The organism is Microbacterium deminutum (assembly GCF_039530205.1).
In the GTDB taxonomy this organism is placed as follows: Bacteria; Actinomycetota; Actinomycetes; order Actinomycetales; family Microbacteriaceae; genus Microbacterium; species Microbacterium deminutum.
On the sequence record NZ_BAAAOG010000009.1, the window covers coordinates 1 to 15,365 of the forward strand.

Here is a 15,365-nt window from a genome sequence, read left to right on the forward strand (position 1 = left end):
ATCACACCCGGCATCGGCAAAACGCATGAACGCCAACCCCAACGGGAGCGGCAGGGACGCTACGAGCCAGACACCAGGTGATCAGGATCCAACCACCGCAACGCGGCACTGTCACCCTGACACTGAGGTCACGCTATCGACCGCCGCCGACACCGCCCTAGAGCCAGCCCTTGCCCTTGAACACGGTGTAGAGCGTGAGGCTCGTCGCCAGCATGAGACCCAGCGCCATGGGGTAGCCGAACACCCAGTTCAGCTCCGGCATGTACCGGAAGTTCATGCCGTAGATGGTGCCTACCAGGGTCGGCGCGAAGAGGATGGCGGCCCACCCCGACACCTTCTTCACCTGCTCGTTCTGCTGGAGGCCCGACTCCGCCATCCGCCGCATCGCCTCGTTGTTCTCCTGCTCGACCATCGTGGCGTGCACGGTCAGCGCGCTGTCGAGCGTCGCGCGGAAGGTGTCGACCTGTTCGACGACGAGTCTGGCGTGGTCGTCCACATCCCGCAACGCGGGCGCCTCGGACTGCCCGGTCACCTCCATGACGATCTTCTGGAGGCGGTCGAACATCGACACCAGCGGGGTGGTGGCATGCTGCAGATCGATGACCTCGCGCTGCAGCCCGAAGATGCGCTTGGAGACCTTGGGGTCCCCCGAGAACAGCTCGTCCTCGATCTCGTCGATGTCGTTCTCGACGCCTTGGACCACGGGCAGATACTGGTCGATGATGTCGTCGCAGACCGCCCACACGACCGCGTAGGGCCCGAGCTTGAGCACGTGCGGGTTCTCCTCGAGCCGGTGGCGCACCGCCGCCAGGTTGGGATTCTCGGCGTGGCGCACCGTGATGACGTATCCGGGCCCGACGAAGATGTGCACCTCGCCGAACTCCACCGTCTCGGTGTCGTCCATGTACCGAGCGGGCTGCAGCACGAGGAAGGTCATCTCGCCGTAGCGTTCCAGTTTCGCCCGCTGATGTCCCACGAGCGTGTCCTCGACGGCGAGCGGATGAAGATCGAGTGCCTGGGCGATCTCGCGCATCTCATCGGAGTCGGGCCGGTATAGCCCGACCCACGCCATGCCGCCGAACGCCTTCGCCTCGTGAAGGACCTCGGCGGCCGTTCCGCTCAGAATCCGGCGGCCGTCCCGATACACGGCGGCATCCACGAGAGTCATGTGCCAACCCTAGGTCAGCCCGCGCGGGGCTAATGTCGAACGGTGACGAGTCGACGCATTCTCTACATCGGCGGTACCGGAACCATCAGCGCTGCCTGCGTGCGCAGATCCCTCGAGCGGGGGGACGACGTGACCGTGCTCAATCGCGGGTCGGCGCGCAGACCCCTTCCCGACGGCGTGCGCGAGGTCGTGGCCGACGTCCGCGACGCCGGGGAGATGCGTGCAGCCGTGGCGGGACGCGAATTCGACGTGGTCGCGGAATTCCTCGCCTTCACGACCGATCATGTCCAGCAGGACCTCGACGTGTTCGAGGGGCGCACAGCGCAGTACGTGTTCATCAGCTCGGCATCCGCCTACGAGAAGCCGCCCCGGCGGCTGCCGGTGACCGAGTCGACGCCGCTGCGCAATCCGTTCTGGCAGTACTCCCGCGACAAGATCGCCTGCGAGGACCTGCTCGTCGCCGCGCACCGCGACCGCGGGCTTCCGGTCACGATCATCCGGCCGTCGCACACCTACGACGAGCGGATGATTCCCACTCTCGGCGGCTGGACCGACATCGCACGGATGCGCGCAGGCCGGCCGGTGGTCATCCACGGCGACGGCACCAGCCTGTGGACGATCACCCACGCCGACGACTTCGCGGTCGCCTTCGCGGGACTGCTCGGAAATCCCGAGGCGATCGGCGAGGCGTTCACGATCACCGGAACGCACGCGCCGAGCTGGAACCAGATCTACGGCTGGCTCGCGGATGCCGCGGGAGTCCGCGAGCCGGATTTCGTGCATGTCTCATCCGACGCCATCACCGCGTTCGCTCCCGACCTGGGCCCCACGCTCATCGGGGACAAGGCCCATTCGATGCTGTTCGACAGCAGCAAGGTCACCGCGCTCGTCCCCGAGTTCCGCACCACGATCACGTTCGACGAGGGTGCGCGCCGCATCGTCGATCATTTCGACGCGCACCGTGAGGACCAGCGGGTCGACGCGGCGCAGGACGATCTCTTCGATCGCATCGCCGCGTACGCCCGCTCCGCCGGCTGACGCTCAGCGGGTGATGTCGCGCACCACGCCCTTCTCGAGGCGCAGCCGCCGTCGCGCCCGTTGCGCGACGGCCGAGTCATGCGTGACGACGATGAGCGTCAGCCCCTCGGTGCACAGCGACTCGAGCACGGCGAGGATCTCGTCGCGCATGCTCTCGTCGAGGTTGCCCGTCGGCTCGTCGGCGAGCAGCACGCGAGGGCGCTTCACGATCGCGCGCGCGATCGCGACCCGCTGCTGCTGACCCCCCGAGAGTTCTCCGGGTCGATGATCGCCGCGATCCGAGAGACCGACGTGATCGAGCGCCTCGGCGACGCGCGCCGCACGCTCCTGTTTCGGGATGCCGAGAGGCTCGAGCGCCATGGCGACGTTCTCGGCGGCCGTCAGCGTCGGGATCAGGTTGAACCCCTGGAACACGAAACCGATCTCGCGCGCACGCACTCTGCCGAGCTCGGCGTTCGTGGCGCCCCCGAGGTCGAGCTCGCCGAGCCGGACAGAGCCCGACGTGGGACGATCGAGGGCGCCGAGCAGCTGCAGCAGGGTGGACTTGCCGCCGCCCGTCGGGCCCTGGATCGTCACGAAATCGCCGGCGGCGATCTCGAGGTCGACGCCCGCGAGCGCCTTCACGATGCGGTCCTTCTGCCGGTAGATGCGGGTGACGTCGGACAGCCGGAAGAGCGCAGGGGTCGCGGCATCCGGATCCGTCGTCGGAGTCGCGTCGGTCAAGGTCATGGTGGTCTCTCCTGTCGAGTGGGGCGGGGCGGGCGGAATGGTGGGGGCGGTCAGGTCGGACACGTCGCTCACCCGACCGATCGCAGCGCCTCGGCGGGGCTCAGCCGCGCTGCGCGCCATCCGCCGAAAGCGCCTGCCACGAGCCCTCCGAGAACGGCGAGGCCGACCGCGGCGACGACGACCCAGAGCGTCAGGGGTGCGGATAGGACGATGTCCGTGCTGCCCTGTGCGAAGGCGCTCCGAAACGCTGGACCGCCGGTGCCGCCTGATCCCCCGGTTCCGGCGAACGCCTGCGGAGCCGTCGAGATCGTCGGCGAGATCACGTTGATGATCGCGATGCCGATGAAGCCCAGCACAAGGCCGGCCGCGCCTCCGACGAGACCCTGAGCGACGGATTCGCCGGCGACCTGGCCGACGACACGCCGGTTCGACCAGCCGATGGCCTTGAGCGTGCCGAACTCCCGCGTGCGGCGCGAGACGCCCGAGATCGTGAACAGCACGGCGAGCGCGAGCGCCACCGCGAGGACGATCAGCGAGAGCCAGGTGCCGAGGTTGGTGATGAGCGAGGATGCGCTCGAGAGCGACCCCGAGACCGTCGAGGCGAGATCGGACTGCGAGCTCACGGTCGCATCCGGCAGCTGCTTCTGAAGGGCGGTCTGCACGGCAGCGATCGCGTCAGAGGAATCAGCCTGCACATAGACGGTGGAGATCACATCGCCGGCGCCGGAGAGCGTCTGTGCGACATCCAGCGGGATGTACACGTTCGAGGCCGTGTCGGCACTGCTCGAGGCAGACGCCACGATGCCGACGATCTTCATGGTCTTCCCGCCGACGTCGAGCGTGTCTCCGACTGCCAGGCCCGCTGTCGAGGCGTAAGTCGCGTCGAGCACGGCGACATCCTTTCCGGCGTCGTCGGCGGAGAGTTCGCGCCCATCGCTGAGCGTGACGGCGGAAAGGGGACCCACAGCGCTCGCCGCGTCGTCGATGCCGAGGACGGTGAAGGAGTTCACGTCGAACGAGCCGCCGCCGAACCCGCCGGCGGCGCCGTTCTGCGGCGGCGTGCCCTGGGTGGTCGTGCCCTGCGTGGTGCCGGAGCCGGCGGATGCGTCGGGGCGCTGCGGAAGCTGACCCGAGAAGGTCATATTGGTCAGGCTGAGGGCGCCGGACGCCGCGGCGACGCCGTCGACCCCCGTGACGGTCGCGAGGGTGCTCGCGTCGAGCGTCTCGCGCATCGGGTCGGTCACGAGCCGGGACTGGCTGAGGTTCGTCGTGCCGTCACCCGCGGTCGTGCCGCTGTTCTGGTCGAACTGGAAGGCCGGACCGCCCCCTTGACCGGGCTGGGTCCGCGCGCCTGTCACGGTGAGGTCGGTGCCGACTCCGTACACCGACTGCAGCGCCTGCGCCTGCGCGTCGCGGACGCCGGCCGCGAGCGAGTTCACGATCATCACGAGCGCGATGGCGATCGCGAGGCCGGTTGCGACGATGATCGTCTGCTTCTTGCGGCCGACGAGTTCGCGCCGCAGATAAGTGCCGTACATGGGTCTCCTCCCGGCGGGCCACGCGCCTGCCGTCCGGGGCGACGCTAGAAGCGGCTGCGATGCACGAATCCAGCGAGAGCTATGAGAAGGCGATGAGCCTCCCGTCCACAGGGTCGGGAGACTCACAGGCGATGGATAGGTGCGTCCATAGGAAGCACATAGGGAGACGCGCACAATGGAGTCATGACCAGCCCTGCTCCCGCACTCCTCCGCCCCGACGGCTCCGCCCTGCGCGTCCTCGTCGTCGATGACGAGCAGATGCTCACCGACCTGCTGTCGATGGCGCTGCGGATGGAGGGATGGGACGTCCGCACGGCGGGTTCCGGGTTCCAGGCGCTGCAGACCGCTCGCGAGTTCGGCCCGGACGCCATGGTGCTCGACATCATGATGCCGGATCTCGACGGGATGGCGGTGCTCCAGCGTCTCCGGCAGTCGGGCGACGACGTGCCCGTACTTTTCCTCACCGCGAGGGACGCCGTGGTCGACCGTGTCGCGGGGCTCACCGCCGGCGGCGACGACTATGTGACGAAGCCGTTCAGCCTCGAAGAGGTCGTGGCGCGGCTCCGCGGGCTCATGCGCCGAGCCGGCACCGCGCACGCCAGCGGAGCCGAGCCCATCCTGCGCGTGGCGGATCTGACGCTCAACGAGGACAGCCACGAGGTGGAGCGCGCCGGTGGGGAGATCGAGCTCACCGCCACCGAGTTCGAGCTGCTGCGCTACCTCATGCGCAACCAGCGCCGCGTGGTCTCCAAGGCTCAGATCCTCGATCGCGTCTGGAACTACGACTTCGGCGGGCGTTCGAGCGTCGTCGAGCTGTACATCTCGTACCTCCGCAAGAAGATCGATGCCGGCCGCGAGCCGCTCATCCACACGGTCCGCGGCGTCGGGTACATGATCAAGGCCCCACAGTGACCGATCCCGGCCCGGCAGACCGCGGCGCGGCACACGATGCGGCACACGATGCGGATGCCGCGGCCGACGGCGAGGAGACGGTGGACGACGATCGGACGAATCCCCCAGCCGCCCCGCGCGACGACGCCGAGCCCGAGGCCGGGGGCGGGGCCATCCAGAAGGCGAAGGGCCGGCCGCAGCGCGAGCCGAAGCCCAAGCGCGAGCCGAAGCCGAAGAAGGCGAAGGGGCCGAAGCCGAAGAAGGCGAAGGGGCCGAAGCAGCGTCGGCGACGCCGACCGTGGACGCTGCAGCGCCGTCTCATCGTCACGGTGGTCGGCATCACGTCCGTCATCATGGTGCTGGTCGCCGTCGCGACCAGCGCGATCCTGGGCTCCGTGCTCGAGGGCCAGCTGAACGCCCAGCTCGAAGTGCTGAAGAATCACTCGGCCAACGCTCGTCCCCTCATCGAGGGCGGTCTCACCGCCGAGGAGATCATGCATGAGCAGCCGCAGCCGCCGGGCACGCTGCTCGCGTTCGCGACGCCGACCGACCCGCCGAGCGGTGCCGTCACGACGAGCCAGGGCGATGTGGTGGCACTGACGAACACTCAGATCCAGCAGCTCGCCGAGGGCCTCCGCGGTCACGGACAGCTCGTGGTCACCATCGATCAGTTCGGCACCTATCGCATCGAGGCGTATCAGCTCGGCCCGTCGGTCGTCGTTGTGGGCGTGTCCCGCTCCCAGGTGGCGGAGACGCTTACCCAGATGCTGGCCACCATCGCCCTGCTCACTCTCGGCGGGCTCCTGCTCCTCGCCGCGGCAACGGCCTGGACCATCCGCGCCGGTCTCGCCCCGCTTCGCTCGGTCGCTGACACTGCCGCACGGGTGTCGAAGCTGCCGCTCGACCAGGGCGAGGTCTCGATCTCAGAGCGCGTCCCGCCGCGAGAGTCCGACCCCCGCACCGAGGTGGGGCGCGTCGGCGAGGCTCTCAACACGCTGCTCGACCACGTCGACGAGTCGCTCGACGCGCGTCAGCGCAACGAGGCGCGCATGCGGCGGTTCGTCGCGGATGCGAGCCATGAGCTGCGCACGCCGCTCGCGTCGATCCGGGGATATTCCGAGCTGTCGCTGCGCGCACTCTCGCAGAGTCATGACCCGCAAACGCTCGAGACGACGGAGTCGTCGCTCGACCGCATCCAGGCCCAATCCCTGCGGATGACGACCCTCGTCGAGGATCTGCTGCTGCTCGCGCGTCTGGACGAGGGCCAGGAGCTCGTCTACGGATCGGTCGATCTGTCGCGGCTCGCGGTCGAGGCGGTGGGCGACGCCCGCCCCGCAGGTCCCGACCACAACTGGGTGATCGATATCGGCGAAGAGCCCGTGATGATCGCCGGCGACAACGGCCGCCTCCATCAGGTCGCGGCGAACCTGCTCGCCAATGCCCGCACGCACACTCCGGCGGGAACAACGGTGACCGTGAGCGTGGGCACTGAGGGGCGGGATGCTGTACTCCGCGTCCATGACGACGGCCCGGGCATCGATCCCGCGATCTCCGCCGAGCTGTTCGAGCGCTTCTCGCGAGCCGACCGGTCGCGCGCGCGCCAGACCGGCGGCACGGGACTCGGCCTGTCGATCGTCCGCGCGATCGTCGAGGCCCACAGCGGATCCATCTCGGTCCGGAGCCTCCCCGGCGACACGACGTTCGAGGTGCGCCTGCCGAGGCGGCCCGAGGATCCGTCCTGACCCGCGACCTCGCGAGGATCAGTAGCCGCTGAACGCGTCCGTGGTGATCGAGCGCGCCTGATCGAGAGCCGGTGCGAGGTCGGCGATCAGCGCAGCCGGGCCCGAGATGAACGCGTGGCGCGACGCGATGTCGGGGACCACACGCAGCAGGCCCTCGGCGTCCAGGCGCACCCCGCGCGCCCAGGACCAGTGCTGCGGCAATCCGCCCGGCTCGTCGCGCGTGAACACGACGACGCGCGCGTCCGAGGCTTCGAGCTCGGTACGGAAGGGCAGCTCGGATGCCTCGGACGCGACGTAGACGAGCACCACATCGCGATCCTCGCCCGCCAGGCGCGCATGACGCAGCTGCGAGACGAACGGGGTGATCCCGATTCCGGCCGCCACCATGAGAACGGGCGCGCCGCTGCGCCGGGGCAGCAGGAAGTCGCCCCAGACGCCCGTCACCGCCAGCCCCGACCCCGCCGTCACCTCGGCGAGGGCCCGCTTGTAGGAGCTCTGCGGCGCGCTGGACGCGCCCTCGCGGAACGCCACCGTCAGCAGCGGAAGGTCTTCGGGCGCGGACGCGATGCTGAACTCGCGCCGGGTGCCCCGCGCGTCCGGGTGTCGATGCGGCACCTCGAGCTCGAGGTACTGCCCCGGGATGAAGAACAGCCGGCTGTGCGCCCGGAAGGTCAGCTCGCGGACGGTCGGCGTGAGGTCGGCGCGGGACTCGAGCGTGAGGCGCACGGCGGTGCGCAGCGAGAACGCGAAGGCGACGAGGTTTCCGATGAGCAGCGCCCGCTCCTGGCCGAGGGTGATCACACCGAGGTCGATGGGCCAGCCCGCCAAGACTCCGACGACGCCGGCGACCGTGAACTGCTGCCAGCGCCGCGGCGGCAGCGTCAGCGGCTCGGACAGCATGAACGCGCCGAGGAACAGGAACGGCGACGACCAGAGGATCTGCCAGAAGACATCCAGGGCGGAGACGGAGACTCCCGCGGACTGGTACTGGACCATCGTCCGGATCATCGCGACCGCGACGGCCACGACGAGGAAGAGCACGATCATGCGGATCTTCTCGGTGCGCCACAGCACCGTGAGACCGAGCAGCATCACCGGCCCGGCGAGCGCCGGGGTTCCCACCCACCACGATGAGGATCCGAGCGCGGGGACCGCCAGACTCAGCAGCGTGAGGACAGCCGCCCCGATGGCGGCGGGGTTGAAGATGTGGCGGCCCTGCCAGGCGATGACGTACTTCGACAGTGCCGCGACGGCCCCGGCGATGGCGATGCCGCCGAGCGCCGCGAGGTCGATCGTGGGCCTCAGCACGAAGAGCAGGATCTGGGCCGTGATGAGCGAGGATTCGATGCGCCACGGCAGATGAAGCACGCGCTGGGCCGCGGCATCCACCCCGACCGACACCACGATGAGCACGGCGAGCGTGGCGATCAGCTCGAAGGGGGTGGGGGCGACCTGACCGAAGAACGACAGCAGGAGCGCGATGCCTGCGAGCGTCGCGAGTGCCAGGAACGCGAGGCGGTACATCGAGACCTTGCCGAGGACCGCGAAGACCCGGTTCCACATCGAGGTGAGAGTCGCCAACACGGTCATCGCCTCCGCAGATCGGTCACGGATCCACGCTAGCGGTCCGCACGAACAGCTCTGCCCGGCAGCCGGGCGACCACTGCAGAGTGCCGTCCGTGGTCATCCGGACCCACTGGGCTCCCCACTCGTACGCGAGGCGCGGACCGCCGTCGAAGAACAGCGCCGTCGCGAGGGCGTCGGCGCGCATCGCCGTGTCGGCGACCGCCCACGACGCCGCGATCGCGCGCACCGGCATCCCGGTACGGGCGTCGAGGACGTGGTGGAGCCCGTCTCCCCAGGCCCGCCGGTTGGTCGCGGACGCGCAGAGCGCGGCATCCGTCACCTCCCAGACGCCGATCGCGCGTCGCGTGTCGAAGGGATGCTCGAGCCCGACCCGCTGCGTGGCGCCTCGCATCGCGAGATCGCCGCTGGCGTCCACGACGACGTCGCCGGTGCTCACCGGCGCGACGATGTCCATCACGAGATCGACCAGCCGGCCCTTGCCGAGAGCGCCGACGTCCAGCAGGGCGGGCCGCGTGAGGGCGAGCCGGCCGGAATCCCACGAGACGATCTCCCGCCAGGCGGCCGGCGCCGGAATCGCACCGCGATCGAGGAGCGACCCATCGGCGTCGTAGCCGAGGCTCTCGAGCGACGCGCCGATGAGCGGATTCACCGCGCCGTCGGTCGCCTCGGAGAGCGCCGCGTACGCGTCGAGCATCGGCGCGGCGTCGGGCGGTGCGGCGACGGCGCCCGCGCTGCGCGCCAGCCGCGACACCAGCGAGTCGTCACGGAACCGCGACCAGTCCGCGTCGAAGGCGGCGATCAGCGCTTCGACCGCGCGCCGTGCCGGGTCTGCGAGGGGCTCGGATGTCTCGATCTGCCAGGACGTGCCGATCGCGTCGAACGCCCAGACCGACGGCCGCGCGGACATACTGCTCAGGCCGCGGCCTCGGCCTTGATGGTCTGGATGGCCTCGTTGAATCCGCCGCTCGTGAGCGATGAGCCGGCGACGCGACTGACGGCGATCTTGTCGATGTCCTGCCCGACGACGACGTCGGCGATTCCGCCGATGAACCTCGACTGGTACTCCACGGACTCGTGCTTCTGCGGATTCCCACTGACCTCGACGTCCGTGATGACGTCGTCCTTGAGGGTGACCGTCACGGAGAGGGTCTCGACGGACTCGGGCGTGGCGTAGGTGCCCTGCGCGGTGTAGGTCCCGTCGGTGTACGTGCCCCCGCCGGACGAGGAACCGGTGCCGGTCGTGGATGACCCGGAGGTGCCGGATGTGGAGCCGCTGGAGCCGTTCGACGTCTCGGCGACCGCTCCGGAGCAGCCTGCCAGGGCGATCGTGCCGGCGATGCCGACCACGGCGACTCCTGCGCGCAATGAGCGGGGTGCGGCGGTGTGGATCATGGGGGTCCTCCTTCTGCGGATCCTCGCGTCGAGGTGCTGCCACCCTAGGGACGGCTCTCAGCCATCCTCCCTATGTCAGCTATGAGTCCCCTTTGAGCGGTGATGTCGCCGCGACGCCGGATGAGCTTGAGCAGCTCGACGGCGAAGAAGATCCCGATCGACAGCACGATCGGGAGACCCCACGACCAGATCGCGAGCGGCCGCGACCCGAACAGATCGTTCATGAACGGCACATACGTGTACACCAGCTGCAGCAGGATGAGCGCGAGAGCGGACCACCAGATGACCGGATTGCCGCGCAGGATCTCGGGGGTGATGCTCGATCGGGAGAGGAACCGGCAGTTCAGCAGGTACGCGAGCTGACCGATGGCGAGGACCGCCACCGCCTCGGTACGGGCGTACGCGAGATCGCCGCCGGTGGCTGCCACGGCGTAGAACACGGCGAGCGTCGCCCCGCCGATCAGCAGCGACACGATGAGGACGAAGCCCAGCTCGCGCCGCCGGATGATCGAGCCGCCGGGCTCGCGCGGCGCGCGCGACATGATCCCCTTCTCGGCCGGCTCGTACGCGAGGGCGAGCGAGAGCGTGAGGGCGGTCACCATGTTGACCCACAGCACCTGCACGGGGGTCAGCGGCAGCGCGAGGCCGAACACGACGGCGACGAGGATCACGAGCGACTGCGCTCCGTTGGTCGGCAGCAGGAAGACCACGGACTTGCTGAGGTTGTCGTAGATCCGGCGTCCCTCACGGATCGCGCTGCGGATCGTGGCGAAGTTATCGTCGGCGAGCACGATCTCCGCAGCCTCTTTCGTGGCCTCCGTGCCCTTGATGCCCATCGCGATGCCGACGTCGGCGCGCGTGAGCGCGGGGGCGTCGTTCACGCCGTCGCCGGTCATCGCGACCACTTCGTCGTGCGACTGCAGGGCGCGCACGATGCGGATCTTGTGCTCGGGGCTCGTGCGCGCGTACACGTCGACGTCGCGGACGACGTCCTTGAGCTGCTCCTGGGTCATCGCCTCGAGCTGGGCGCCGGTCAGCACGCGGACGTCATCGCCGGTCGCCAGGCCGAGTTCGCGGCTGATCGCGACGGCGGTGCCGGCGTGGTCGCCGGTGATCATCTTCACCCGGATGCCGGCGGTGTGACAGTCCGCGATGGCATCGATGGCCTCGGGACGCGGCGGGTCGAGGATGCCCCACAGGCCGAGGAACTCGAGGCCCTCGAGGTCGCCGACGGTGATCGCGTCGACATCCGCTCCCACCGGGCGCCGTGCCGCCGCCAGCAGGCGCAGACCCTGTCCGCTGAGGTCGTCGATCACCGCCCCCCATCGCGGGATGTCGAGCGGCTCCGGCCCGGATGCGCCGCGCTGCGTCGTGGAGCGCTCGAGCAGCCGGTCGGGTGCACCTTTGACGAGCACGGCCCGCGACAGGTCGGGGCCCTGGTTGAGGGTCGCCATGAACTTGTTGGCCGAGTCGAACGGGACGACGGCCACGCGCGTGCTGCCCGCAGCCTTCACCCCGCCCTTCATCGCGGCGACCTTGAGCGCGCCCTCGGTCGGCTCTCCGACGAGCACCCACCCGCTGTCATCGCGCACGACGTGCGCGTCGTTGCACAGGTTCGCCACGGCCAGGATCGCCGCGAGGTCGTGACCGGCCGTCGAACCGGCATCCGGTTCGATCGTGCCGACGGGGTCGTAGCCGAGCCCGGTGACCGTGTACGACGTCACCGGCGTGACGACGCGGCGGACCGTCATCTCGTTCTTCGTGAGGGTGCCGGTCTTGTCGGAGCACACGGTCGTGACGGACCCGAGGGTTTCGACCGCGGGCAGCTTGCGCGTGATCGCGTTGCGCTTGGCCATCTGCTGCACGCCGATCGCGAGCGTGATCGTCACGAGCGCAGGAAGCCCTTCGGGGATCGCGGCGACCGCGAAGCCGATCGTCGCCGAGATGAGCTCGCCGAAGTCCATCCCGTGGAGGTAGCGCCCGATCGCCAGCATCACGACGGCCATGCCGAGGATGACCAGCGTCAGCACCCGGCCGAACTGGTCTAGCTGCTTCGTCAGCGGCGTGTCGAGGGATCCCGCCTCGCCGACGAGTTCCTGGATCCGGCCGATCTCGGTCTGCGGCCCGGTCGCGGTGACGATGCCGCGCCCCTGGCCCGCCGAGACGATGGTTCCCGAGAACGCCATGGACGACCGATCGCCGATCCCGGCATCCGGCCGCACCGGATCGGTCGTCTTCGAGGACGGCACCGATTCGCCGGTGAGCGCCGCCTCCTCGATCCGCAGCTGGAACGCCTGGATGAGGCGGATGTCGGCGGGCACCTTGTCGCCGGGCATCAGCCGCACGACATCGCCCGGGACGAGATCGGCCGCCGCGACCGTGGCCCACGCGCCGTCGCGCCGCGCATGCGCGTCGGCGGACAGCATTCCGCGGATCCCGGCGAGCGCCTTCTCGGCGCGACCCTCCTGCACGAAGCCGATCACGGCGTTGATGATCGCGACGGCCATGATCACCCAGAAGTCGAGCCAGTCCCCCATGATCGCCTTGACCGCGGCGGCGCCGAGCAGGATGTAGATCAGCGTGTCGTTGAAGTGCGAGAGGAAGCGCAGGATCGCCGGCGTCCGCGCCGGCTCTGGCAGCAGGTTCGGGCCGACCGAGGCGAGGCGCGCAGATGCCTCGTCGCCGGTGAGCCCACCGTCATCCGTCTCGAGCGCCCTCTCGACCGCGGCGACATCACTCGCGAACGGGGTGTCCACGCGGTGGCGGACCGCGACCTCGGGCTCCGTCATGCGCGCCTACGCGGCTCCGTCGAACATGCTCGTGACCGAGCCGTCCTCGAAGACCTCGTGGATGGCGCGGGCGAGCAGCGGCGCGATCGGCAGGATCGTGAGGGTCGGGAACTGCTTCTCGGGCGGGATCGGGATGGTGTCCGTCACGACGACCTCGTCGATCGCCTCGCTCTGCAGCTTCTCAGCAGCAGGATCGCTGAAGATCGCGTGCGTGGCGGCCACGATGACCTTCTGCGCGCCGTTCTTCTTGAGCGCCTCGGCCGCCTTCACGATGGTGCCGCCGGTGTCGATCATGTCGTCGACGAGGAGGCACACCCGGCCGTCGACCTGGCCGACGATCTCGTTGACGGTGACCTGGTTCGCGACTTTGGGGTCGCGGCGCTTGTGGATGATCGCGAGCGGCGCCCCGAGGCTGTCGGACCAGGTGTCGGCGACCCGCACGCGGCCGGTGTCGGGCGAGACCACCGTCAGGTGCGTGCGGTCATGCTCCGACAGCGTCCTCTCGAAGTACTCGAGCAGCACGGGCTTGGCGAACAGATGGTCGACCGGTCCGTCGAAGAACCCCTGGATCTGGGCGGCGTGCAGGTCGACGCTCATGACGCGATCGGCGCCCGCCGTCTTCCACAGGTCGGCGACGAGGCGCGCGCTGATCGGCTCGCGGCCGCGGCCCTTCTTGTCCTGGCGCGAGTACGGGTAGTACGGCGCGACGACGGTGATCCGCTTGGCCGACGCCCGTTTGGCGGCGTCGAGCATGATGAGGGTCTCCATCAGCCACTCATTGACGGGCGGTCCGAACGTCTGGATGAGGAAGAAGTCGCAGCCGCGGATCGAGACCTCGAAACGGGTGAGGATCTCGCCGGAGGCGAAGGTGCGGTACTCGGTGGGTACGAGTTCTGTGCCGAGTTCTTGCGTCACCGCCGCCGCGAGCGCCGGATGCGATCGTCCGGTGCCGACGACAAGCCGCTTCTTGGTCCGCGCGACCAGACCGGGAGCGATGTCGTTTTCACGGTCGAGGTCAACCGTCTTCACTTTCTTGCGCGCCATCGTCCGCCTTCTGTGCGGACCGAGCCTGCGCCGCGACGTGTGCCGCGGCGGTTCCCGGTCTGTTCGTCTCGACCCAACCCTCGATGTTGCGCTGAGGGGCGATGCTGAGTGCCAGAGCACCAGCGGGCACATCCTTGCGGATGACCGCCCCTGCCCCGGTCTTCGCGCCGTCTCCGATCCTAACGGGCGCCACGAACACGTTGTGCGACCCGGTGTGCACCTCATCGCCGATCTCGGTGCGGTGCTTGGTGATGTCGTCGTAGTTCGCCGTGATCGCCCCCGCGCCGAGGTTGACGCCGGTGCCGATGCGGGTGTCGCCGATGTACGAGAGGTGGGGCACCTTGCTGCCCGCCCCGATCGTGGAGTTCTTGGTCTCGACGAACGTGCCGATCTTGCCGTTCTCACCCAGGTATGTTCCCGGGCGGAGGTAGGCGAAGGGTCCGACGTTCGCGCCGGCGCCGATGACGGCGAGCGTCGCATCGGCGCGGGTGACGGTGGCGCCCGCCCCCACTTCGCAGTCCACCAGGCTCGTGTCGGGTCCGACCGTCGCGCCCTCGTCGATCACCGTGGCCCGGAGGATGTGCGTGTTCGGCAGCACGGTGACGTCGGGCGCGAGTTTCGCGGTGACGTCGATCCACGTCGTGGCAGGGTCCAGGATCGTCGCGCCCGCGAGCTGCCACTTCCGCACCGTGCGTGCGTTCAGCACGCGGGCCGCTTCGGCCAGCTGCACCCGGTCGTTCACGCCCAGGGCTGTCGCGGCATCCGGCGCCATCGACACCGCAACCGCCAGACGGGAGTCTCGCAGCAGCGCCACCACGTCGGTGAGGTACATCTCGCCCTGCACGTTCGCGGTGCCGATGAGCGAGATGTGCGCGCGCAGCGCCGGCGCCTGGAAGACGTAGACACCCGCGTTGATCTCGGAGACGGATGCCTCAGCCGCCGTCGCGTCCTTCTGCTCGACGATCCGCTGCACCGCGCCGTCGGGGTCGCGGATGACGCGGCCGTAGCCCGTTGCATCGTCGACCCGGGCGCTGAGCACGGTGGCCGCCGCCGCGCCGTCGCGGTGGGTCCGTACCAGTCCGGCGAGGGTGTCGGCCTCGATCAAGGGCACGTCGCCGCTCAGCACGAGGATGTCGCCGTCGAACCCGGGCAGCTGTTCGAGCGCCATCTCGACGGCCCGCCCGGTGCCGGGGACGTGGTCCTGGTCGACCACGACCACGCCGGGGGCCGCGTCGACGACCGCCTCTGCCACGAGGTCCCGCTCGTGCCGCACGACGACGACGACCCGCTCGGGCGAGAGCGACGCGGCGGTCTCGAGCACGTGCCCGACGAGCGACCGGCCGCCGATGCGATGCAGCACCTTCGGCACCGAGGACTTCATGCGGGTGCCCTGGCCCGCGGCCAGGACGATCACGGCGAGACGGGCATCCACGATGTTCTCGGTCAT

The 15,365-nt window shown here is 69.5% G+C and carries 12 protein-coding genes; 3 read left to right on the forward strand and 9 right to left on the reverse strand.

Translation table 11 applies throughout. The annotated features are described in order from the left end of the window. Window positions 1–157 precede the first annotated feature (157 nt). Window positions 158–1,168: a magnesium and cobalt transport protein CorA gene (locus tag ABD212_RS16415; RefSeq protein WP_344096681.1), complete on the reverse strand. Its 1,011-nt coding sequence runs from the start codon at window positions 1,166–1,168 to the stop codon at window positions 158–160. 42 nt (window positions 1,169–1,210) lie between these two features. Here ABD212_RS16415 and ABD212_RS16420 point away from each other — a divergent pair, with 42 nt between their 5' ends. Further along, entirely contained in the window at window positions 1,211–2,206 is a 996-nt protein-coding gene (locus ABD212_RS16420) for an NAD-dependent epimerase/dehydratase family protein (protein ID WP_344096683.1), read from the forward strand. Between the two features lie 3 nt (window positions 2,207–2,209). On the opposite strand, the gene ABD212_RS16425 is transcribed toward ABD212_RS16420, so the two are convergent. Together ABD212_RS16425 and ABD212_RS16430 are read right to left on the reverse strand one after the other, a co-directional pair. Further along, window positions 2,210–2,935 (reverse strand): ABC transporter ATP-binding protein, encoded by a 726-nt coding sequence (locus tag ABD212_RS16425; protein WP_344096685.1) that lies wholly within the window; start codon window positions 2,933–2,935, stop codon window positions 2,210–2,212. Window positions 2,936–3,003: 68 nt separating this feature from the next. Further along, on the reverse strand, window positions 3,004–4,473 hold the full coding sequence (locus ABD212_RS16430; protein WP_344096687.1) for an ABC transporter permease: 1,470 nt from the start codon (window positions 4,471–4,473) through the stop codon (window positions 3,004–3,006). Between the two features lie 183 nt (window positions 4,474–4,656). On the opposite strand from ABD212_RS16430, the gene ABD212_RS16435 reads away from it, so the two are divergent. Then, window positions 4,657–5,385, forward strand: coding sequence for a response regulator transcription factor (locus ABD212_RS16435; RefSeq protein ID WP_344096689.1), 729 nt, complete (start codon window positions 4,657–4,659; stop codon window positions 5,383–5,385). Beyond that, window positions 5,382–7,106 (forward strand): sensor histidine kinase, encoded by a 1,725-nt coding sequence (locus ABD212_RS16440; RefSeq protein ID WP_344096691.1) that lies wholly within the window; start codon window positions 5,382–5,384, stop codon window positions 7,104–7,106. Before ABD212_RS16435 ends, ABD212_RS16440 begins: the two co-directional genes overlap by 4 nt. Window positions 7,107–7,124: 18 nt before the next feature. Here ABD212_RS16440 and ABD212_RS16445 read toward each other — a convergent pair whose 3' ends face one another. The 6 genes from ABD212_RS16445 to glmU are packed head-to-tail and all read right to left on the reverse strand — an operon-like array spanning window position 7,125 to window position 15,365. Next, window positions 7,125–8,696: an FAD-dependent oxidoreductase gene (locus ABD212_RS16445; RefSeq protein ID WP_425561288.1), complete on the reverse strand. Its 1,572-nt coding sequence runs from the start codon at window positions 8,694–8,696 to the stop codon at window positions 7,125–7,127. A 16-nt stretch (window positions 8,697–8,712) separates the two neighbouring features. Continuing rightward, on the reverse strand, window positions 8,713–9,600 hold the full coding sequence (locus ABD212_RS16450) for an FAD:protein FMN transferase (RefSeq protein ID WP_344096695.1): 888 nt from the start codon (window positions 9,598–9,600) through the stop codon (window positions 8,713–8,715). 5 nt (window positions 9,601–9,605) lie between these two features. After that, entirely contained in the window at window positions 9,606–10,085 is a 480-nt protein-coding gene (locus ABD212_RS16455; protein WP_344096697.1) for a hypothetical protein, read from the reverse strand. A 44-nt stretch (window positions 10,086–10,129) separates the two neighbouring features. Beyond that, complete coding sequence (locus tag ABD212_RS16460; protein WP_344096699.1) at window positions 10,130–12,874, reverse strand: cation-translocating P-type ATPase; 2,745 nt, start codon at window positions 12,872–12,874, stop codon at window positions 10,130–10,132. A 6-nt stretch (window positions 12,875–12,880) separates the two neighbouring features. After that, a complete protein-coding gene (locus ABD212_RS16465; RefSeq protein WP_344096701.1) occupies window positions 12,881–13,918 on the reverse strand; it encodes a ribose-phosphate diphosphokinase in 1,038 nt (345 codons plus the stop codon). Further along, on the reverse strand, window positions 13,890–15,365 hold the full coding sequence (glmU, locus tag ABD212_RS16470; protein ID WP_344096703.1) for a bifunctional UDP-N-acetylglucosamine diphosphorylase/glucosamine-1-phosphate N-acetyltransferase GlmU: 1,476 nt from the start codon (window positions 15,363–15,365) through the stop codon (window positions 13,890–13,892). The genes ABD212_RS16465 and glmU overlap by 29 nt, the downstream gene beginning before the upstream one ends.